The sequence below is a fragment of the Blautia sp. An46 genome, from assembly GCF_002161645.1.
Taxonomy (GTDB): domain Bacteria; phylum Bacillota; class Clostridia; order Lachnospirales; family Lachnospiraceae; genus Blautia; species Blautia ornithocaccae.
Genome location: NZ_NFIF01000032.1, coordinates 1 through 21,324, shown reverse-complemented (window position 1 = coordinate 21,324; position 21,324 = coordinate 1). Strand labels below are relative to the sequence as shown.

The following is a 21,324-nucleotide window of genomic DNA, read 5'->3' as shown; positions in this document are numbered from 1 at the left end:
GAAGATGTGAGTTCTTTCTTCCAGTTTTCCGGAGATATCCGCAGAATTATGTATACCACAAACATCATAGAAGGGCTGAACCGTCAATACAGGAAAGTCACAAAGACAAAGAGTGTGTTCCCAAGCGATACCGCTCTTGAAAAGATGCTGTTTCTTGCGAGCAGAAATGTAACAAAGAAGTGGACGCAGCGTTATCGGAACTGGGATCAAGTGTTGAACCAACTGATTCTTTTATACGATGAGAGACTGACAGCATACCTGTAAAAGGAAAACAGGAGTGGATGAAAAACTATTCCGCTCCTGTCTTCCCCTTATTCCTTCGGCATTTATAGTATTCCCAGAAAATCCCAGCTTATTCCTGAGGCCGGGTGTGGGCAGAGCCCACGAAAAAGGGATTACAGATGCCGTTATTTGTGCTGCAAAAAATCTTAAAATTCATGTATAACATGAGTCAAATGGGTAATACTATAAACAGATAAGTAATTCGACAGCCAAAAAGCAGAAGTTCCGACAAGACAATTATACATATCTGTTTCTTATCAAAGAAGAATTTTTCCCATAGACACAGAAAATTTTACGCCCTCCCAGTCTTCCATATCTCCGATGACTTCCATATCTACCAGCTCTGTAATATCCCAAAGAGCTTTATTTTCATCAGCGACCATATAACAGTAGTTGCCATCTTCAGGAATGTCCACCTTGATATCCTCTCCCTGATAATTCAGGATTTTCCAGATTTCACGTTCCCATGTATCTATATCATATCATGGAAAACAGAAAAAAAGAAGAGACAGTCTCACAGAAATTCCGGGCTTTCTATATGCCGGATTTCCGTGGGAGCGTCTCTTCTCTCTTATTTGACACCGAAATCTGCTAACTGGCGCATAGCGCTTTTTCTGCCGGTGAAGTGTACGGCATGAAGCCCCTGGGCTCTGGCCTCTGCCACATTGTCCAGAAGGTCATCGATAAAGACTGCCTTAGAAGGCTCAATATCAAAATCTTTTATCAGCTTCTGATAGATCTTTGGATCAGGCTTTAAGCAGTGGATCTGCCAGGACATATAGCCTCCATCCATAAAATCCAGGAATTTCATTTCTTTCTGACACCGGTCAAAGAGGGGCTTTGAGAAGTTAGACAGGATATAAAGCTTATATCCCCGCTTTTTAAAATATGTCAGCCAGCTCTTTGTGTAAGAATAAACACGAATGGTCTCTCCCATCCGTTCAAATGTCTCTCGGATCTGTTTTTCATGAGCAGGATCATTATTTATGAAAGCCTGCAAAAGCTCTTCTTCTGAAAGGATTCCCCGGTCACCCTCTGTCCAGGTGTTACTGAGAAATACAGCTTTTGCCACAGCCTGGGCTGTTTCTTCATCATATTTCAGATCCCGCAGTAATTTCTTCCAGTCATAGCGGACAAGAACTTTGCCAATGTCAAAGATCAGCGTATCGATTTCGGAAGTTTCCGCCAGGATCTTTGGAATCACTTCATCTTCCGGACGGGTCCACTTGTATACCAGAAGTATGGCGTAGATCAACACTGGTATGATCACCGTTCCGAAGAGAGAAGCCATCAGCATATTGCCTGCAGCAGAATTATCCGTCAGGGCAAAGATCAATGTAAGGACATACATGCCTGCCAGAAGGATAACTCCTATGAGTGCAAGAAGTCGTTTCAGGTTCTTCACTTCTTAATCTCCCTTGTCTAGAATATCTATTATTATAATAATTTTTGAGGTATCCGTCAATGTATAAACAACTTGGCCGCAGATTTTGGGGATATACTTATCAGGACCTGGAAAAGGATCTGGAAATATTCGCCAGGGCTTTTCCGGAAACTATGGAATTGAAAACTCTGGGAAAAACGGCAGATAAAAGGGAAATTTACTGCTTTATCCTGGGACGGGCGGACGCCGGGGAAAAGATTTTCTTATTCGGCGCTATTCACGGAAGAGAATATATGACCAGCCAGCTTCTTATGGAACAGACTGCAGAATTTCTCACAAAACTGTACCGGGAAGAAACTTATAAGGGCCATTCCTATAAAGAACTGCTAAGGGGGAAGGCTGTCTATGTGGTGCCCATGGCCAACCCCGACGGGGTTACCATCAGCCAGCAGGGCCCCAGAGGGATTAGAGATCCCCAACTTCAGAAACAGGTATGGAAGATCGGGGAGAGAGAAGGGGGGAGAATGCCCTGCGGCCCCTATTACAGAAAGTGGAAGGCCAATGCCCGGGGCGTGGATCTGAACCGGAATTTTCAGGCTTTCTGGGAAGAATACCATGATCTGAAGGGACAGCCCTCCAGGGAAGGATACAAAGGTCAGGCCCCGGAGGATCAGGAAGAGTCTAAAGCACTGGCAGAGCTTACCAGGCAGGAAAAGTTTCAAAGGACAGTCAGCTATCATTCCTCTGGAGAAGTCATTTACTGGGATTTCGGACAAAAAGGAGAATTCCGGAGAATATGCCGCAACTTTGGAGAGCGGATACAGCGGATCACAGGATACGGCCTGCCGGAAGGCTGGGATTACCTGGACCCGGCAGGCTACAAGGACTGGGCCGTAAAAGAAAGGAAGATCCCCAGCCTCACCATTGAAATAGGAAAAGCAGAGTCTCCCCTGCCCCCTTCCGCCTTCCGGGAGATCCTCAGAAGGAACCGGGGCGTCTGGGAGGAGACTCTGCTGTCTCTGTAAAAAGAGTTTTTCGGGATCCCTGCTATGTACAAAGGCTGCTGCGGTAAAAAGTATCTTACTGCCGTACCCCCTTACCGTGGCAGCCTTATTAAAAGGGGAGGATAAAGTATTTCTACTTTTTCTTTGGTCGTCTGCGGAAAGCGCCACCCATTTGTGCCATCCCTCCGTGGACTATTTCTAGTATTGCCGGGAGAGGAAAATCTATACATATTTCAGAAAAAAATTGCGAGCTGTTATAAAAATAGCGATTTTGCAGGAAAAGCGGAATTTAAAAATAGCGATTCTGTAGGAAAATGCCTTGATAAAAATAGCGATTTTGGGTAATGGCAGAGTTCCTTTTCTAATTATCAGAAGTTACATAAAATAAGATCTTGGTAATATACTCATTTTCGTCATAAGAAGTAATATAATCATTGATACAGAATTCGTAGGAATCTGAGCAGATTTTCAGGTTATGGCTCCGGCAGTACTTCAGGATCTTTTCATAGGAACGGCCAATGGAAAGGTAATCTCCCACATGATAGATCCCTGCGCATTTCCCGGCGGGAAGCTTACGGATATTTTCGGCTTTGTCGGTTTTCTCTATGGGAAGAAAAGCGTGGGAAGCCTCTGTATAACGACCTTCCAGGATACGCTCCAAAGGGACGACTACCCCGCATTGAAAAAATACAGGAAGCTGTTTCTGAAAAGAATCGGAAAAGCACTGTTTGGTGGCAATGCTGATCTCCCGGAGGGTGTAAGGCTCTTCTACAGACTGGACCAGGATGTATTGGGAGCTGATATCTTCCAGGAACACAGAGCTTTCTTTTCCCCGGAGTCCCCTGGTTTCTTCCATCTGCTGGCAGCGGTTCACCAGACGGCTCCGGATCATGAACAGTTCCTGGATCCTGCTGTCAATGACCGAGAGCTGGTTTTTCATGGCAGCCAGACTGCTGTCAATGGTATAGTGCTGCATATGTTCTTTGATCTCGCTGAGAGAAAACCCGATTTTCTTCATAATGAGAATGGTATCCAGGTAGTCCAGCTGCTTGGCACTGTAGTACCGGTATCCGTTATTGGGATCTATATAATCGGGACGAAACAGGCCGATTTTGTCATAGAAGATCAGGGTCTGCTTTGAAATTTTCTGATATCGGGCCACTTCTCCGATGGAAAATAAGTTCTCCATGCTGCCTCCTTTGAACAAAATAATCCAGGATGGAAACACTGACTGTGCAAAATTTATCCAGGATCTCTTGACATTATAGTTACTATATCCTTTATTATAAAGTTCCAGAAGAGAAAACACAAGGAGGCGTTTTTGTGAAGACAAACTGGTTATTGACTATAAAAAATAAGCTCACAGAGGGACTCACCTGGAAAAAAATCCTTTTGATCATACTGGGGGCAGGAATCTGTACCTTTGGCATACACAATATCCACCAGCGCACGGGGATCACAGAAGGCGGGGTTATCGGTATGATGCTCCTGGTAGAGCGGTGGCTGGGGATCTCCCCTTCGGCTATCACTTCGGTTCTGGATATTTCCTGTTATCTGCTGGCTTTTAAATATCTGGGAGGACAGTTTATCAAGATTTCCATGATCTCTACGTTAAGTGTTTCCCTGTTCTATAAATTCTGGGAGTTGTTTCCTCCTATGCTGCCGGATCTGTCCGAATATCCCCTGGCGGCGGCTGTGGCAGGAGGACTTTTCGTGGGAATCGGCGTAGGGATCATTGTCCGTCAGGGAGGCTCCAGCGGCGGTGACGACGCCCTGGCCCTGACCATATCCAGAGTGACCCGCTGGCGGCTGTCCAGGTCTTATCTTTTTACAGACCTGGTAGTCCTGGGACTTTCCCTGACTTATATTCCGGTTTTACGGATTGCTTTTTCACTGATTACAGTTACGATCTCTTCTTTCCTTATCGATCTGGTACAGAACTTTGGGAAGGACAAGATATCCGAAACATCCAAGGTCCAGGCTCAGGGAGAGTAGAACAGAAATTTATCCTTAAAAATATCTTGCCTTTTCCATGAGAACTCCCATAATAGTAGTTGGAGGAAAAGGAGATTATGAACAAGATTCTGATTTTAGAAGACGACAGAAAATTAAATGACGGGATCCGGCTGGCTCTCAGAAGGGAAGACTGTACTTTTCTCCAGTGCCAGACCATAGAAGAGGCCAGGGAACTGCTGAAGAAAGAAAAAGTCCGGCTGATTCTTCTGGATCTGAACCTTCCAGACGGAAACGGACTGGATTTTCTTCAGGAGATCCGGGCAAAGAGCGCCGTGCCGGTGATCATCATTACCGCCAATAATATGGAAACGGATATTGTTATGGGGCTGGAGCTGGGGGCCAATGACTATATTACCAAGCCTTTCAGCCTGATGGTTTTAAGAGCCAGGGCAGGAGTACAGTTAAGACAGCAGGATATGTCCGGGCAGACACTGTATCAGGAAGGCCCTTTTTCTTTTGATTTTCAGCGGCTGGTCTTTCAGGTAAGAGGCAGGGAAGTAGAGTTCAGCAAGACAGAACAGCGGCTTCTGAGAAAACTGCTGGAGAACAAAGGCACTACTTTAAAGAGGACCTATCTTATTGATGAAGTATGGAGCGGAGATACAGAATTTGTAGATGAACATGCCCTGACAGTGGCTATCAAGCGGCTGAGGGACAAGATCGAGGAAGACAGTAAAAATCCCAGATACATCAAAACGGTATACGGGATCGGATATACCTGGGCAGCACAGTGATATGGAAATGATAATATTTGGAACAGGAATGCTTGTTTTGGCAGCAGGGGTCTGCCTTTATGGAAGACAGAAAGAGCGGCGGCTTCTGGAACGGCTGGAGTCTATGCTGGAAAAGGCCAGGAGCGGAAGCTTCCGCCAGGAAGAGATCGATGAGACCATGGTATCCTCTGTGGAAAATTCCATGGCCCGCTTTCTGGAGGACAGCAGACTGGCAGAAGAAAATCTGAATCAGCGTAAAGAGCGTGTACAGACTATGATATCGGATATTTCCCATCAGACGGCTATACCCATTTCCAATATCCTGGTATACAGCCAGCTTCTGGAAGAAGACTGTACAGATCCTCAGATGAGAGAATATGGGACCGTGATCCGCCAGCAGGGAGAAAAGCTTCAGTTTCTCCTGGATTCCCTGGTGAAAATATCCAGGCTGGAAAACGGGATCATACAGACAGTCCCTCAAAAGGGGGAGCTGGGTGAACTGGCCTGCCAGGTAAAAAGCCTTATGGAACAGAAAGCCGGAGAGAAACAGATATCCCTTGAGGTAAAGCCAGGGAAAGAGAAAGTCTATGCCTGGTTTGACCGGAAGTGGACCAGGGAAGCCCTGATGAATCTGGTGGATAACGCAGTGAAATATACGCCGGCTGGTGGAAAAGTTACCCTGGAAGTGGTTTCTTACAGCCTGTTTTCCAGGATCGACGTCCGGGATACGGGAATCGGAATAGAAGAGGAAGAACTGCCGGAGATCTTTCAAAGGTTTTACCGGAGCCGGGACGTCCTTTCAGAGGAAGGGGTAGGACTGGGCCTGTATCTGGCAAGAGAAATTGTCAGAAGCCAGGGAGGATATATCAAGGTTTCTTCAAAGAAAGGGGAGGGAAGTGTCTTTTCCGTATTTCTTCCCAGTGAAAAAAGAGAAAATGTCTCCAGACTGTGATATTTCAGAAACGGTCTGGAGATTTTTTTCTGCTATCCTGTCCTTAAAGAAATCCGGGCCTTTGGGTTTGAACAGGATACCGGGGAAAAGGAGGCATTATGAAAATACTGGAAGTAAAAGATCTGAGAAAAATATACGGAAAGGGAGAGACTCTGGTGAAAGCCCTGGACGGGGTCAGTTTCTCTGTGGAAAAAGGAGAATTTCTGGCGGTGGTTGGGACCAGCGGCAGCGGAAAGTCCACCCTTCTCCATATGATGGGAGGGCTGGATATTCCTACCGGCGGAACGGTACTGATCGATGGAAAAGATTTGTCTTCCATGAAGGAGGAAGAGCTGACTATCTTCCGGCGGAGGAATATTGGCTTTGTATTCCAGAGCTATAATCTGGTCCCTATGCTGAACGTTATGGAGAATATCACCCTGCCCCTGGGGCTGGACGGCAAAAAGCCGGACAGGGAGTATCTGGAAAATGTGATCCGCATGCTGGGCCTGGAAAAGAAAAAAAACAGTCTTCCCAGCCAGCTTTCCGGAGGGCAGCAGCAGAGGGTGGCCATTGCCAGGGCTCTGGCGGCAAAGCCGGCCATTTTGCTGGCTGACGAGCCCACAGGGAACCTGGACAGCCGGACCAGCCAGGATGTGCTGAGTCTGCTGCGGATCACCTGCCAGCAGTTTCACCAGACCATGGTGATGATCACTCATAATGAAGAGATCGCTCAGACAGCGGACCGGATCTTGCACATTGAAGACGGAAAACTGGTGAAGGGAAGTGATGACTATGGTATTGGTGAATAGCAGAAAGACCATCTGGCTTCTGACCAGGCGTTTTCTGAAGATTAACCGGGGGAGAAATATCATAGCGGTCCTGGCAGTGATTATGACTGCAGTAATGTTTACCGCTTCTTTTACGGCGGCAGTTTCTGTGCTCCGCTCCACTATGAATCAGGAGATGCGGACCAGTATGGATTCCAGCCAGATTTCTGTTCAGGACCTTACAGAAGAACAGTTTCGCCAGATCAGCCAGTATGACAAGATCAAAGAGATGGGCTACACGATTTTTCTGTCGGTGGCGGAAAATGAAGAGCTGCAGACCATCTCCACAGAAATCCGTTATGCAGATGAAAACGGGGCCAGGAGTTATCAGTGCCTGCCTACCCAAGGAACACTCCCCCAGGGGGAGAAGGAGGCGGCTGTCAGCACTATTGTTCTGGATCTGCTGGGTGTACCTCACAAGATCGGCAGTACCGTGACTCTTACCTATAGTGCTTCGGGAAAACAGATTACCGAGGATTTCCGGCTCAGCGGTTTCTGGAAAGGAGATCCTTTGCCAAAGGCCCAGATGGTGTGGGTTTCCAGAGATTACTGTCTGGCCCATATGAAAACCGCCACAGAGGAGTACATTGCAATGGGAGATTTTGAGGGGGACTATAATCTGAGCCTGTGGTTTGACAATATCTTTAAGCTGAACCAGTATAAGGAAGAGATCGAGGAACTTTATCATGTGTCCGATACTCCCGCCAGGATGGATATTCCCCCGGCTTATGACAGGCTTTTCGGAGAAGATGGTTTTCCTTTTGCCACGGTAGGGGCAGTGGTTTTTCTGGTCTTCCTGTCCGGTTATCTGATCATTTATAACGTGTTTCAGATATCGGTAAAAAATGATATCCGGGCCTATGGGCTTCTGAAGAATATCGGGACTACGGGAAGGCAGTTAAAGGGGATCGTCCGAAGGCAGGCCCTGCTCCTGTCCGGAATAGGGATTCCCATTGGCCTGCTCCTTGGGTGGCTGGCCGGCAGGGCCATGGTGCCTTATCTTCTGGAATCGGATCTGGGGGCAGAATCCCCGGAAGTTCTGGTCAGCACCAGTCCCTGGATCTTTCTGACTGCCGTTCTTTTCTCCCTGGCTACGGTCTATATTGCCTGTATGCGTCCCTGCCATATTGTAGCGAAAGTGTCTCCTGTGGAAGCGGTGCGGATGACGGAAGGGTCTGCCCGGAACCGGGAGAGAAAAGGCCATAAGGTCACTCCGGGGATCATGGCCCTGGAAAATATGAAAAGAACCTGGAAGAAATCTGTACTGGTGGTGTTCTCCCTGACCCTTCCCATCTTCCTTCTGAACTGTATCTATACAATACAGAAAGGGTTTGATTTTGACATTTATATAGATACTTATATTTCTTCGGACTTTAAGATCACAGGATCCGGAACTATGGCTCAGTATGCCGATCTGAATGCACTGACTCCCGAGATATTAGGGGATATCCGGAGTCAGGAAGGCATAGAAAGCCTGGCCTGTTTCTATGACACAGAGGAACTCCATCTCCTGAGCGAGAAAGAGTATAAGATTCTGGAAAATATGATGGATCTTGCAGAAAAAGAAGAAATTTACGACAGTACTTGGGCCCAGGAAGAGAGAAAGCGCCTGGAAAGCAGACAGATACCTTCCCATGTACTGGGAATCAACCAGGCGGCCTTTGAGAAAATGGAATTTCTGGACAGCTCCTGTACCTGGCAGGAATTTATACAGGGAGACTATGTGATCGTTTCCGCCAGTATCTACGGCTTTGGGGGATATTCAGAACCGGGGGACAGGATCACCCTTGAGCTTGGAGGTCAGAAGAGAGAGTTCCAGGTCCTGGGGGCGGGGGCCGTGCCTTATGATCTGGAGTATCCTTTTGGAGCAGATACTTATTATGATATTTCTTTTTACCTTCCGGAAAAGACTTATCTTCAGATGGGAGGAAATCCGGGGGCGATGACTGTGGGGATCGAGGCAGAGGAAGGAGAGGAGAAAGCACTGGGAAAATGGCTGGAAGACTATCTGACTGATAAGCCTCAGCTTCTCATGGACTCCCGCATGGAACTGGAGCAGCAGTGCAGCCAGTTTGCCGGAAAATATATGCTGATCCTGGGACTTTTGTGCGGGGTGCTGTTTGTGATCGGCGTACTGAACTTTTTCAATACTTCGGCGGTGTCTGTGATCAGCAGGAAGAAGGAGCTGTCTTTGCTGGAAGCGGTAGGCATGACCAGAAAGCAGGTTCTGAGAATGCTGTGTACCGAAGGAGGAATCTATTTCCTGGCAGCTCTTCTGCTTGCGGATACAGCAGGGATACCTCTTATGCGAGAAGTGATCGCAAGGACCGCAGGCAGGAGCTTCTACTTTGCCTATCACCCTTCCATAGCAGTCAGCCTTCTGGCCATTCCCCTTCTGGCCCTTATAGCCTGGGGAGTTCCCAGATATCATTACCGGAAAATGTGCCGGGAGACTGTTGTGGAGCGGATCAGGGAAGAGTAGGTCCTGTAGTTTTCCGTGCTTGGCATGTCCTGGATCTTTTGCTATACTTTTATACAGAATGCAGATTTTGCAAAAGTTTTGGCAAAGTATGCTGCAGCAAGGAAAAACAGGAGGAACTTTGAAAATGAAAGAAGACAGTAAAAACGACTTATTTGAGAAGGCGCCTATTCCCAGGGCCTATTTCACTTTTGCCCTGCCGGTGGTGTTCAGCATGGTGGTTTCCCTGGTCTATAATATGGTGGATACCTTTTTTATCGCCCAGACCGGAAATACAGATCTGGTGGCGGGAGTTTCTTTAAGCGCTCCTGTTTTTACCCTGATGGTCGCTCTGGGAGATATTTTCGGACTGGGAGGAAGCTCGGTGATCTCCCGGCTTTTCGGGCAGAAGCTGGATAAAGACGGGAAGCGCCTCAGTGTGTTTTGCTTTTACGGCGCTATTGCCTGCGGAATCCTGGTGACTGTGCTTCTTCTGCTATTTAGAGGGCCTGTACTTACTCTTTTAGGGGCGGACAGGGATACCATGACCTATGCCTCCCAGTACTATACCTACATTGCCCTGGGCGCTCCCTTTATCATTGTGTCCTATACACCCCTGAACCTTCTGCGGACAGAGGGATTTGCCACTGCTTCCATGGTGGGAAGTATCCTGGGGGCTGTGGTGAACATGATCCTGGATCCGGTCTTTATCTTTACCCTGGGGATGGGGGCTGCAGGTGCTGCTATTGCCACGGTGATCGGAAATATCTGTACAGATCTGTTTTTCCTGTGGTTCCTTCTGAAAAAAAGCAGGCGGCTGTCTGTGGATCCCAGAGGATTTCATATCCAAAAGGGAGAACTGGGACAGATTTTTGCCATTGGGATTCCGGCTTCTGTTACAAATTTAATGCAGAGCCTGGGAATGGCCCTTACAAACCGTTTTCTCCTCCCCTATGGAAATGACGCTGTGGCGGCTATGGGGATCGTGATGAAGGTAAACCTCATCGCAGTGCTGGTACTGGTGGGACTGGCTTTTGGCGTCCAGCCTCTCATTGGCTACAATTACGGAGCGAAAAACAGCAGGCGGCTGAAAGACATTCTGAAATTCAGCTATGGAGTTGAATGCGGAACAGCAGCGGCCCCGGCACTGATCCGGATTTTTATGAAGGATCCCGGGATCATTGATCTGGGAGTTCCAATGCTCCGCTTCCAGCAGGCGGGAATGATCTTTATCGCCGTGGTGCTGGTGACCACAAGTACTTTTCAGTCTGCGGGAAAAGCTCTGGGGGCCTTCCTCCTGTCTGTGAGCAGACAGGGTGTGATCTTCGCTATTGTGATCTTCCTGGCTTCAAAAACTTTTGGCTACAATGGCGTCCTGGCTTCTCAGGCAGTTTCAGATTGCCTCACTGCCATCCTGGCGGCAGTGCTTCTGTTTCGGTGGATACGGGAAGAAAAGGGAAGCGTCTTTTAAAAATAGAAAAGAGATATAGCCATAGAAAAAAATATCTGTTATACTTATATTCAGAAAGTAAAATATCCCGCTGAGAGCGGGAGTCAGGGATTCAGCAAAGGCGCTGACGGAGAGAGAACTCTGTCAGCGCCTTTCAATTTTTATCAGGAGGTTATTTATGGGAGCCTTTGACAGAGTTTTAAGCGGTATACCAGGTCTGGATGATCTGCTGGATTATATCCGTATGGGAGACAACGTAGTGTGGCAGGTGACAGATCTGGAGGAATTCCGGTATTTTATGGAGCCTTTTGTAGAACAGGCCATTGGTGACAGGAGAAATCTGATCTATATGCGGTTTGCAGACCATGAGCCCCTTCTTTCCCCCAGAGAAGGGCTGAAGATCTTTGAGTTTAATCCGGATAAAGGCTTTGAGGCCTTTACTGTGGATATTTACAACCGGATCACTATAGAGGGGAAAGACGCTTTTTATGTGTTTGACAGTCTTTCTTCCCTTCAGTCTGTCTGGTATACGGACCTGATGATGGGGAACTTTTTCCGGGTGACCTGCCCTTATCTGTTTAAGCTGGATACAGTAGCCTATTTTCCCCTTCTCAGAGGAAGGCATTCCTTTGACGCTGTGGCCAGGATCCGGGATACCACCCAGCTGCTTTTAGACGTCCACACAGGGGATAAGCTTTATGTCCATCCCTTAAAGGTGTGGAACCGGTATTCTGCCAAAATGTTCCTTCCTCATTCCTGCAGTATGGATCTGGAAGATTTTAAGGCGGTAGACGGAGGCGTGGCTTTAAGCCGGTACTATCAGATCCTGGAAGAGGAAGAGGCCCAGAAGCAGGACCAGAACTTTGACAGCCATGACCGGTTCTTTTCCATGGCGAAGCTGGAGTATCAGCAGGGAAGGTTCCGGGAAGAGACGGAAAATCAGATCCTGGAAAGTACCATGACTAAGGATAAGCGGCTTCAGGAAATGCTGAAGAAATATTTTAAACCCAAAGATTATTTCAAACTCCGGGACCGGATGATTGGCAGCGGCGCTATTGGAGGAAAGGCTTGCGGTATGCTCCTGGCCAGGAAGATCGTGAATACCCTTCTGCCGGAATACCGGGCACACAGGGAGGCCCACGATTCCTATTACATTGGTTCGGACGTATTTTATACCTATATTGTTTCCAATAACTGCTGGGAGACCAGGATCGCCCAGCGGACAGAAGAAGGCTATTTTGAGAAAGCCGGACAGCTTCAGCAGGCCCTGCTCTCCGGAGAGTTTCCTTCCAATATCCGGGAAAAATTCCGCTCGGTGCTGGAATATTTCGGACAGAGTCCCATTATCGTCCGTTCTTCCAGTTTCCTGGAAGACGGATTCGGCAACGCCTTTGCGGGAAAATATGAGTCTGTGTTCTGTGTAAATCAGGGAACACTGGAAGAGCGGCTGAAGGTCTTTGAGGATGCAGTGCGGAGAGTTTACGCCAGTATTATGGATATATCTGCTTTGGAGTACCGGAAACAGAGAGGCCTGGAACACCAGGACGAACAGATGGCTGTGCTGGTCCAGCGAGTTTCCGGCTCTCACTGGGGAGATTATTTCTTCCCTGCGGCGGCAGGAGTGGGATATAGTTACAGCGCCTATAAGTGGAGCAAAGACATGGATCAGAGCGCCGGAATGCTCCGGCTGGTGGCAGGCCTTGGGACCAGGGCCGTAGACCGGACGGAGAACGATTATCCAAGGCTGGTAAATCTGGACCGTCCCGCCGTATCCATGCAGACCAATGTGGCGGATAAACACCGGTTTTCCCAGAAAAATGTGGATGTGCTGGACACCAGGGCAAATCATCTTCTCACAAAAAGCACAGATTCCCTTATGGAAATCCTGCCTCTCTGGTATAAACGGGCGGTGATGGAGAGAGACTATGAGGCAGAAGAGGCCCTGAACCGTATGGGACGGTGGCGCCAGGTGTGGTTTGTTACTTGCCAGAAGCTTTTGGAGAACCGGGAGTTTACCGGACTTATGCAGAAGCTTTTGAAGACACTGGAACAGGTCTATGGAAATCCGGTGGATATTGAATACACAGTAAATATAGATGAGGAGGGGGACTTTGTGGTGAACCTTCTTCAGTGCCGGCCTCTATTTACGGGAAGCAGAGGGGGAAAAGTGGAAATCCCCAGTCTTTCAGAGGGAAAGACATTTTTCCATCTGAAGGATTCCTCGGTAGGCAATTCCCTGAAAAAACAGATCCATGTGGTTATACAGATCGAGCCGAAATTATATTATGAATATCCTTACGGAAAGAAGCACCAGGTGGCAGAAGCTGTAGGAAGGATTAACCGGTATTATAAGGGATCGGGGAAAAATCTTCTTCTCATGACTCCCGGCAGGGTAGGAACATCCTCTCCGGAGCTGGGGGTTCCGGTAACCTTTGCGGATATTTCCGCTGTCTCCGGAATCTGCGAAGTCTCGGACAGCCGGGCTGGCTATATGCCGGAACTGAGCTACGGAAGCCATATGTTCCAGGATATGGTGGAGGCGGAGATCTTTTACAGTGCCCTTTGGGAAGACAGGAGAAAGCTGGCTTATGATCCGGAACTCTTTGCAGAAGAGGAAAATCTTTTCCCACAGATCTGTCCGGATATGGAGGAACTTTTCCCCATGTTCCGGGTTACGGAACCGGAAGACCTCTATTACTGGAACGATGTTATGTCCGGGGAGACTCTTTGCCAAATTGCCGAAAGTTAGGATTGAAAAATAATCAGATATCGTATATACTGTACCTGTTAAATTAAAACAAGAGAAATATAAAAGGCAGGTAAGATATATGGCGTTATTACAGGAATGGAGAGACAAAGCGTACTCCCAGCAGGCAGACAGAGGCCAGCTGCAGAAATTCTGGACAGATTATTTTTTGATTGAAAAGGGAATTTATGAACAGCTTCTCAGCAATCCTGACGAAGTGGTAAGAGGTACTGTAAAAGAGCTTGCAGAAAAATATAACGTAGATGTTATGACAATGGTGGGCTTCCTGGACGGAATCAACGACAGTCTGAAAGTTCCAAATCCTATTGAAGAGATGGAAGAAGATACAGAGGTAAATCTGGGCTACGATCTGGAGACTCTGTACAAGAACATGGTAGACGCAAAGGCGGACTGGCTGTACGAACTGCCCCAGTGGAATAATATTTTTTCTGAAGAGAAGAGAAAAGAATTATACAAGGAGCAGAAGAAATCCGGAACTGTTGTAAAAGGACCGAAGATTGGACGGAATGATCCATGTCCATGCGGAAGCGGCAAGAAATATAAACACTGCTGCGGCAGAAATAAATAGGAAAGAACAAAGGAACCTTTTGCCGGATGAGGGCAGAAGGTTCTTTTTTCGGAAAGGAGAGTTATGCCGGAAATCATCTTCCTATGGCTGGGACTTCTGTGCCTGGGCTATTTTGTGGGAATTGCCAGATACGTGGGCTGGACTTCCAAATTCCCCATAGTCTGGGCTGGTTTGGGAGCGGGACTGCTGTTGACAGGTATTTTGATCCTTACAGAAAATCTTTCCAAAAAGGCAGAGCTGCTCTGCTGTGCTATGGGAATCCTGCTTCTGGTTTCCGTGGTGGTGGTAGTGGCTGTGATTGTTTCTGTTATGTTTCTGCCTGTTGAGCCAGACCTGGATTATCTGGTGGTTCTGGGGGCCCAGGTAATGGGAACCAGGCCCAGCCTGTCCCTGCAGTACAGAATAGACAGTGCCTGTGAATATCTGAAAGAAAACCCCGGAACCAGGGCAGTGCTTTCCGGGGGAAAGGGACCTGACGAAGGGATCTCAGAGGCCAGGTGCATGTATGAGGAGATGCTCCGCCAGGGAGTGGACCGGGAGCAGCTGATCCTAGAGGACCGGTCTGCCAGCACCAGCCAGAATATTGAATTTACCCGGAATCTTTTGAAAGAAAAAACAGAAAGAGAAGAGGGGACAGAAGGGAGAGCACGGCGCCTGAAGGTGGGGATCGTGACCAATGGTTTTCACCTGTTCCGGGGCATGGCCATTGCCAGAAAGAAAACAGACTGGCAGGTCTATGGGATTGGAGCAAAAAGCAATGTTTTTCTTCTGCCCAATTATCTCTTTCGAGAATTTTTCTGCGTGATAAAAGATAAACTGGTGGGAAATCTGTGATTTTTAATTCAGCTTCCGAAACTGCAGGGGAGTAACTCCAGCGGTGCGTTTGAACATGGTAATAAAATGACTGACGCTGGAGAAACCAGTCAGCCGGGCAATATCCTGTATTTTTAAGTGCGGGTCTGTGATGAGCAGGCCCTTTGCTTTGTTTATTCGGAAAGAAGTCAGATACTCATAGGTTGAGCAGCCTAAAAAACGTTCAAAAAGCCGGGACAGATATTGAGGGGTGATATACACCAGATTGCTGAGCTCTTCCACAGTAAGTTCCAGACTATAGTGATTTTCTATTTCTTTCATTACCGGCTCTACATATCGCTTATACAATTCCTCCTTTTCAAGATCATGGGTGTAGCCTCCTTCTACAAATTCCAGAAGAAGGTTATAGCAGCACACAGACAGAGCCTTTTCGTCTGTAGGAGGATTTTGATATTGGAGGATCGCAGATTGGATAATATGGACAATCCGTTCTCCCTGAGAGGTATCGGTGAAGACAAAGGGGCGTCCCCCAACCATTTTCGTAATGCTGTCTTCTGCAGTACCGGTGAAGGTGGCAAAGCAGGTCTGCCAGATTCCTTCCAGTCCTTCATAGGAATGCTCCAAAAACGGAGAGAGCAGAACGCCTTCTCCCGGATTTAAAATATAAGATTTTCCCTGGATTTTAATCTGCCCCTTTCCAGTCTCTGTCTGAAGATAGTGAAAGAGAGGATATCCTTTCGGACGGCACATAGGGTCCTGAATCCACTGGTTTCCTATAGAATCAAAAGCAAAAGGCTGCCGCACTGGTGTGCTGCGGAAAAAAATCGACATAAGATCACCTGTTTCAAAATATGATATTTTTAAGTCTATCATAGGATATCTGCTTCTGTCACTGAAAATTTCGCAAAAATCAGTTGAGGCTCTTCCGGTATCGTAATATAATAATTGAATGAAATGATTTTTGGAAAGGTATGGAAATAACAGTGATTTATAATAATATTCTTGAGGCAATGGGAAACACGCCGCTGATTCGTCTGGAACGGATGACAGAGGCAGGAAGTGCGCAGATTCTTGTGAAATTTGAAGGACTTAATGTAGGCGGTTCTATTAAGACCAGGACTGCCTATAACATGATACGTGATGCAGAGGAAAAAGGACTTATTAATGAAGAAACGATTATTGTGGAACCTACCAGCGGCAATCAGGGAATCGGTCTGGCGCTGGTAGGGGCAGTCCGTGGGTATAAAACCAGGATTATCATGCCTGATTCTGTCAGTGAAGAGCGGAGAAAACTGATGAAGCATTATGGTGCGGAAGTAGTTCTGGTACACGATGCAGGCAATATCGGAGAGTGTATTGAAGAATGTCTGAATACAGCTCTGAAAATGGCCGAGGAAGATCCGCGGGTTTTTGTGCCTCAGCAGTTTGAAAATCCTGCAAATCCTGCAGTGCACAGAGCCCGGACAGGAATCGAAATCCTGGAGCAGGCGGACTGTCCCATTGACGGCTTCTGTTCTGGAATCGGTACTGGCGGTACCATTACGGGAATCGGTGAAGTTCTTAAAGAGAAAAATCCTCATATAGAAATCTGGGCAGCAGAGCCAGAGCATGCGGCAATCCTTTCTGGGGGCTCCATTGGCACACATCTCCAGATGGGGATCGGGGACGGTCTGATTCCGGCAATCCTGAATACGCAAATTTATGATAATATCTGTATCGTAACAGACGAGGAAGCCATCCAGACATCCCGCGACCTGGCATCAAAGGAGGGAATTATGTGTGGAATCTCATCTGGAACCAACGTGGCGGCAGCTATGAAGCTGGCAAAAAAATTGGGTGAAGGAAAAACGGTAGTGACCATTCTTCCGGATACAGCAGAGAGATATTTCTCCACGCCTTTGTTTGAAGAATAGAAACAGACAGGGGACCGGCTAAAAAACAGTTGACAAACCTCTGAGGTAAGATATAATATGGAACAAGAAAGTCAACACGTTGAAGAGAAGAGTAGAATGTGGAAGGTCCCAGAGAGGGAGGCATATGCTGGAAGTCTCCTGTCGCGGAAGCATTTGAAAACTACCTCGGAGTGGCCCTAATCCGGTCCGGTGATTCCGTTATCATCAAATGAAGTGGTTCCGGCAGAAATGCCGGTTCAATCAGGGTGGAACCGCGAGAATATATGCCTCGTCCCTTTTGCCGAAAGGCGGAGGGAACGGGGTTTTTCTTTTTGTATAGAAATTTCGTTCCCCGGCAATAAAAAGGCAAGAAAATCAGAAAATTAACAGGAGGAATAGAATTATGAAAATTACTTTAAAAGACGGCTCTGTGAAAGAATACGCAGAAGCAAAATCTGTTATTGAAATTGCAGCAGATATCAGTGAGGGACTGGCCAGAGCTGCTACAGCAGGAGAAATCGACGGAGAGATCGTAGACCTGAGAACTCCTGTGGAAAAGGATTGTCAGTTAAATATCCTTACCTTTAATGACGATAAGGGAAAGGGCGCCTTCCGCCATACAGCTTCCCATATCATGGCTCAGGCCATTAAGAGACTTTATCCGGAGACAAAGCTGGCCATCGGTCCTTCTGTGGCAGACGGTTTTTACTATGATGTAGACAGAGAGACTCCATTTACAGCAGAAGATCTGGAAAAAATTGAAAAAGAAATGAAAAAGATCGTAAAGGAAAATCTTCCTCTTACCAGATCTGAAAAGCCAAGAAACGAAGCCATTGAATATTTTAAAGAAAAAGACGAACCCTATAAGGTAGAGCTTATCGAAGACCTGCCGGAAGATGCAGTGATCAGCTTCTATTCTCAGGGAGAGTTTACAGACTTGTGCGCAGGACCTCATCTGATGAGCACAAAATATGTAAAAGCTTTTAAGCTTACCAGCCTGGCAGGTGCTTACTGGAGAGGAAATGAAAAGAACAAAATGCTCCAGAGGATCTACGGAACTGCTTTTCCAAAGAAAGCAGAGCTGGAAGAATATCTCCATATGCTGGAGGAAGCGAAAAAACGTGACCACAGAAAGCTTGGAAAAGAATTGGGACTGTTCATGATGAGAGAAGAAGGTCCTGGATTCCCATTTTTCCTGCCTAATGGAATGGTGCTGAAGAATCAGCTTCTGGATTTCTGGCGTGAGATCCACCGGAAAGCAGGATATGTGGAGATTTCTACACCAATCATGTTAAGCCGTCATCTCTGGGAGACTTCCGGACACTGGGATCACTACAAAGAAAATATGTATACTACAGTTATCGATGATGAGGATTTTGCCATTAAGCCTATGAACTGTCCGGGAGGCATCCTGGTTTATCAGTCAGAGCCACGTTCCTACCGTGACCTGCCTATCCGTATGGGAGAACTGGGAATCGTACACCGTCATGAAAAATCAGGACAGATGCACGGACTTATGCGTGTGCGCTGCTTTACCCAGGATGATGCCCATATTTTCATGACACCGGAACAGATTAAAGATGAGATCAAAGGCGTGGCAGACCTGATCGACAGTGTGTATAAGCTGTTTGGCTTTAAATATCATGTAGAGCTTTCTACCAGACCGGAAGACAGCATGGGAAGTGATGAAGACTGGGAGATGGCTACAGAGGCTCTTCAGGGAGCATTAGACGACCTGGGGCTGCCCTATGTTGTAAATGAAGGAGACGGAGCTTTCTACGGACCCAAGATCGATTTCCACCTGGAAGATTCTATTGGAAGAACCTGGCAGTGCGGAACTATCCAGCTTGACTTCCAGCTGCCGCTGCGGTTTGAACTGGAATATACAGGAGCAGATGGAGAGAAGCACAGACCGATCATGATCCACCGTGTGGTATTCGGTTCTATCGAGAGATTTATCGGTATCCTTATCGAGCACTTCGCTGGAGCTTTCCCAACCTGGCTGGCTCCGGTACAGGTGAAGGTGCTGCCCATTTCCGACAAACATCTGGAGTATGGACAGAAAGTACTGGAAAAACTGAAAGAGGCAGGAGTTCGGGCTGAAATCGATACAAGAGCAGAGAAGATCGGTTATAAGATCCGGGAAGCTCAGATGAAAAAGATTCCTTACATGCTGGTAGTGGGAGCAAAAGAGGAAGAGGAAGAAAAAGTATCTGTGAGAAGCCGTTTCCAGGGCGATGAAGGCCAGAAAGGACTGGAAGAATTTATAAAAGACATCCAGGAAGAGATTGCTTCAAAAGAAATCCGCAAGGCTGAACAGGAAGAAAAGTAATTTTCCATGTATAAGAAATAAAGAAATGGCACATATTATCTCTGATAAATCTATTTTAGGAGGTAATATGTATGCCATTATTAAGCTGTACAGCAAGAACCTGTCTGTATAACAAGAATGAATACTGTTCTAAAGGGGATATCCAGGTAGACGGACCAAACGCTCAGAGACCGGATGAAACCTGCTGCAAAAGTTTTGTAGAGAAAAAAGAAGGCGCTATGAACAGTATGGAAACAGGTACAGCCACTCAGACTATCCAGGTGGCCTGTAAAGCCTGTGAGTGTACCTACAACGATCAGGAAAAATGTGACGCTGCAAAAATCACCATTGCAGGAACAAATGCCTGCAGATGTGATGAGACTATGTGCGGAAGCTTTTACAAAAAGTAAATGATCAAGCCCCGGAAATTATTCGGATCCTTTTCGGACCAGAAAATTTCCGGGGCTGCTTTACACTTTTCTAACGAGGCGGCGTCTGAGAACCTGCATTTACCTGTTCATCGACATCTTCTGCTTTTCGGGTGATCAGCTCCCGGTACTTGGTGGGAGTCATTCCCTTTGCCTTTTTAAACAGCTTGGTAAAATAGGTAAGATCCGGAATTCCGCAGAGAATAGCGATATCCTGGATAGAATCTACCTGAGTATTCAAAAGATATACTGCCCTGTCGATCCTCTTGCTGTTTACATAGGAAGTAAGGGTGGTCCCTGTTTCTTTCTTGAACATGGCGGAAAGATAGCTGCTGTTCAGAGAAAAAATAGAAGATAGATTCTTCAGTGTGAGATCAGAAGCCAGATTTAAGGCAATATAATTTAGTACCTTCTGGATAATGGGAGAGAACCCCTTGGTGGAGTAGGTCTTTACTAAAAAGCAGTACTTCCGGACCATTTCCCGCCTGAGAGGATCTACCTGGGATACAGAGGTAATATTCTCAATCTTTGCTGCCATTTTACTGGACAGCTCGTCCAGATAGATAGGATGTACCTTTCCTCTCTGGGCAGCCTTGCGGAAAAGGGTGTTGCCGATGATCAGATAGTTTTTCTGATCCCGGATAGTGTCTGAGAGCCGCTGCTCCAGATCTGAGAGATAGGAAGGGCGGTACATATAGGTCTCTGCAGTTTCATAATCTCCCCGGGCAATACATTCCATGATGGCTTCTTCGTTTTCATAGCGGTTTTCCATGCTTTTGATGGTATCCAGACTTGGCTCCGGTTCCAGAGCTTCGTCAAAATGAAAATCAAAAGAACTTTGATTTTTCAGACGGCGTATCTCATATTTCCCCGGTCCATAGACCTGGTCAGCCAGACATTTTACATAGCTTCCCAGGAAGCTTTTGCTTGGAACTTTGGGCAGGGTAGAGAAATACTGCTTGATATAAGTGTGATACGTCCCTGATATTTTCAGCTTTTCGCAAAGCTCCATGAGATCTCCCACCACAGAAGGCTCAAAGATAAAAGGACCGGCCAGAAAAAGCTGTGAGGGATTCAGGGGAAGTATCAGATAACAGCAGGTAAATAAATCCTCGCCGAAGATGATCTCCACTTTATCGCCAAAAAGATTATCGAAATCCAGAAAGGTATCCTTTAAAATATTGCTGGGATCTTTCACAAGAGTTTTTCTCAGCCCCAGGTCGAACTGGTCATCCCATTGGAAGGGAAGAGTAAGCGTATGTGCAGGAATCCGTAATTCGCTGAACAGTTTCCTCGTAAAATCTATAAGAACATTATCCATAAACATATCTCCACTGGTAATATTTTTATTTATTATAGTATAATTTTTATGCAATTTCAACCCACACAAAAATTGTACCGAAAAACATAAAAAAAGTCTTAACGTTTTTATAGAAAATTAATATATAATGAATACTAACGACTTACATATGTAATG

General features: G+C 46.7%; 20 protein-coding genes and 1 other annotated feature. Of the genes, 15 read left to right on the top strand and 5 right to left on the bottom strand.

The window, feature by feature from the left end; genetic code table 11:
- Both B5G00_RS17635 and B5G00_RS18950 read left to right on the top strand, forming a co-directional pair.
- The coding region (locus tag B5G00_RS17635; RefSeq protein WP_140403181.1) for a transposase at window positions 1-264 on the top strand (264 nt) is incomplete at its 5' end.
- Window positions 265-277: 13 nt separating this feature from the next.
- On the top strand, window positions 278-445 hold the full coding sequence (locus tag B5G00_RS18950; protein ID WP_162610342.1) for a hypothetical protein: 168 nt from the start codon (window positions 278-280) through the stop codon (window positions 443-445).
- Window positions 446-539: 94 nt separating this feature from the next.
- On the opposite strand, the gene B5G00_RS18945 is transcribed toward B5G00_RS18950, so the two are convergent.
- Window positions 540-698, bottom strand: coding sequence for a hypothetical protein (locus B5G00_RS18945; protein WP_162613527.1), 159 nt, complete (start codon window positions 696-698; stop codon window positions 540-542).
- Between the two features lie 155 nt (window positions 699-853).
- Window positions 854-1,687 (bottom strand): HAD family hydrolase, encoded by an 834-nt coding sequence (locus tag B5G00_RS17630; protein ID WP_087274962.1) that lies wholly within the window; start codon window positions 1,685-1,687, stop codon window positions 854-856.
- A gap of 59 nt (window positions 1,688-1,746) precedes the next feature.
- Between B5G00_RS17630 and B5G00_RS17625 the strand changes: the two genes are divergently transcribed.
- A complete protein-coding gene (locus B5G00_RS17625; protein ID WP_087274961.1) occupies window positions 1,747-2,691 on the top strand; it encodes a M14 family zinc carboxypeptidase in 945 nt (314 codons plus the stop codon).
- 340 nt (window positions 2,692-3,031) lie between these two features.
- Here B5G00_RS17625 and B5G00_RS17620 read toward each other — a convergent pair whose 3' ends face one another.
- On the bottom strand, window positions 3,032-3,859 hold the full coding sequence (locus B5G00_RS17620; protein ID WP_087274960.1) for a MerR family transcriptional regulator: 828 nt from the start codon (window positions 3,857-3,859) through the stop codon (window positions 3,032-3,034).
- A gap of 134 nt (window positions 3,860-3,993) precedes the next feature.
- On the opposite strand from B5G00_RS17620, the gene B5G00_RS17615 reads away from it, so the two are divergent.
- The 9 genes from B5G00_RS17615 (at window position 3,994) to B5G00_RS17575 (ending at window position 15,237) form a co-directional block, all read left to right on the top strand.
- The gene (locus B5G00_RS17615; protein WP_242971417.1) at window positions 3,994-4,665 is read left to right on the top strand and encodes a YitT family protein; all 672 of its coding nucleotides are present in this window, start codon (window positions 3,994-3,996) and stop codon (window positions 4,663-4,665) included.
- Window positions 4,666-4,739: 74 nt separating this feature from the next.
- A complete protein-coding gene (locus B5G00_RS17610; protein WP_087274965.1) occupies window positions 4,740-5,420 on the top strand; it encodes a response regulator transcription factor in 681 nt (226 codons plus the stop codon).
- A gap of 1 nt (window position 5,421) precedes the next feature.
- The gene (locus tag B5G00_RS17605) at window positions 5,422-6,351 is read left to right on the top strand and encodes a sensor histidine kinase (protein ID WP_087274959.1); all 930 of its coding nucleotides are present in this window, start codon (window positions 5,422-5,424) and stop codon (window positions 6,349-6,351) included.
- 98 nt (window positions 6,352-6,449) lie between these two features.
- On the top strand, window positions 6,450-7,142 hold the full coding sequence (locus B5G00_RS17600; RefSeq protein WP_087274958.1) for an ABC transporter ATP-binding protein: 693 nt from the start codon (window positions 6,450-6,452) through the stop codon (window positions 7,140-7,142).
- Window positions 7,126-9,642, top strand: coding sequence for an ABC transporter permease (locus B5G00_RS17595; RefSeq protein WP_162613526.1), 2,517 nt, complete (start codon window positions 7,126-7,128; stop codon window positions 9,640-9,642). Before B5G00_RS17600 ends, B5G00_RS17595 begins: the two co-directional genes overlap by 17 nt.
- 124 nt (window positions 9,643-9,766) lie before the next feature.
- Window positions 9,767-11,089 carry an MATE family efflux transporter gene (locus B5G00_RS17590; protein ID WP_087274956.1) on the top strand — a complete coding sequence of 441 codons (1,323 nt, stop codon included), beginning with the start codon at window positions 9,767-9,769 and terminating at the stop codon, window positions 11,087-11,089.
- Between the two features lie 157 nt (window positions 11,090-11,246).
- Entirely contained in the window at window positions 11,247-13,817 is a 2,571-nt protein-coding gene (locus B5G00_RS17585; RefSeq protein WP_087274955.1) for a PEP/pyruvate-binding domain-containing protein, read from the top strand.
- A gap of 79 nt (window positions 13,818-13,896) precedes the next feature.
- A complete protein-coding gene (locus B5G00_RS17580) occupies window positions 13,897-14,403 on the top strand; it encodes an SEC-C metal-binding domain-containing protein (protein ID WP_087274954.1) in 507 nt (168 codons plus the stop codon).
- 63 nt (window positions 14,404-14,466) lie between these two features.
- Window positions 14,467-15,237 (top strand): YdcF family protein, encoded by a 771-nt coding sequence (locus B5G00_RS17575; RefSeq protein WP_087274953.1) that lies wholly within the window; start codon window positions 14,467-14,469, stop codon window positions 15,235-15,237.
- A 3-nt stretch (window positions 15,238-15,240) separates the two neighbouring features.
- Here B5G00_RS17575 and B5G00_RS17570 read toward each other — a convergent pair whose 3' ends face one another.
- Window positions 15,241-16,089, bottom strand: a complete 849-nt coding sequence (locus tag B5G00_RS17570; RefSeq protein WP_242971416.1) for an AraC family transcriptional regulator — start codon at window positions 16,087-16,089, stop codon at window positions 15,241-15,243.
- A 110-nt stretch (window positions 16,090-16,199) separates the two neighbouring features.
- On the opposite strand from B5G00_RS17570, the gene cysK reads away from it, so the two are divergent.
- From cysK to B5G00_RS17555, 3 genes are all read left to right on the top strand, one after another.
- Window positions 16,200-17,129 carry a cysteine synthase A gene (cysK, locus tag B5G00_RS17565; RefSeq protein WP_087274963.1) on the top strand — a complete coding sequence of 310 codons (930 nt, stop codon included), beginning with the start codon at window positions 16,200-16,202 and terminating at the stop codon, window positions 17,127-17,129.
- 70 nt (window positions 17,130-17,199) lie between these two features.
- Window positions 17,200-17,408, top strand: a binding site (T-box leader).
- A gap of 103 nt (window positions 17,409-17,511) precedes the next feature.
- Window positions 17,512-19,440: a threonine--tRNA ligase gene (thrS, locus tag B5G00_RS17560; RefSeq protein WP_087274952.1), complete on the top strand. Its 1,929-nt coding sequence runs from the start codon at window positions 17,512-17,514 to the stop codon at window positions 19,438-19,440.
- Window positions 19,441-19,511: 71 nt separating this feature from the next.
- A complete protein-coding gene (locus B5G00_RS17555) occupies window positions 19,512-19,829 on the top strand; it encodes a DUF1540 domain-containing protein (RefSeq protein ID WP_087274951.1) in 318 nt (105 codons plus the stop codon).
- Window positions 19,830-19,899: 70 nt separating this feature from the next.
- On the opposite strand, the gene B5G00_RS17550 is transcribed toward B5G00_RS17555, so the two are convergent.
- The gene (locus B5G00_RS17550) at window positions 19,900-21,168 is read right to left on the bottom strand and encodes a helix-turn-helix domain-containing protein (RefSeq protein ID WP_158229582.1); all 1,269 of its coding nucleotides are present in this window, start codon (window positions 21,166-21,168) and stop codon (window positions 19,900-19,902) included.
- Window positions 21,169-21,324: the final 156 nt, after the last annotated feature.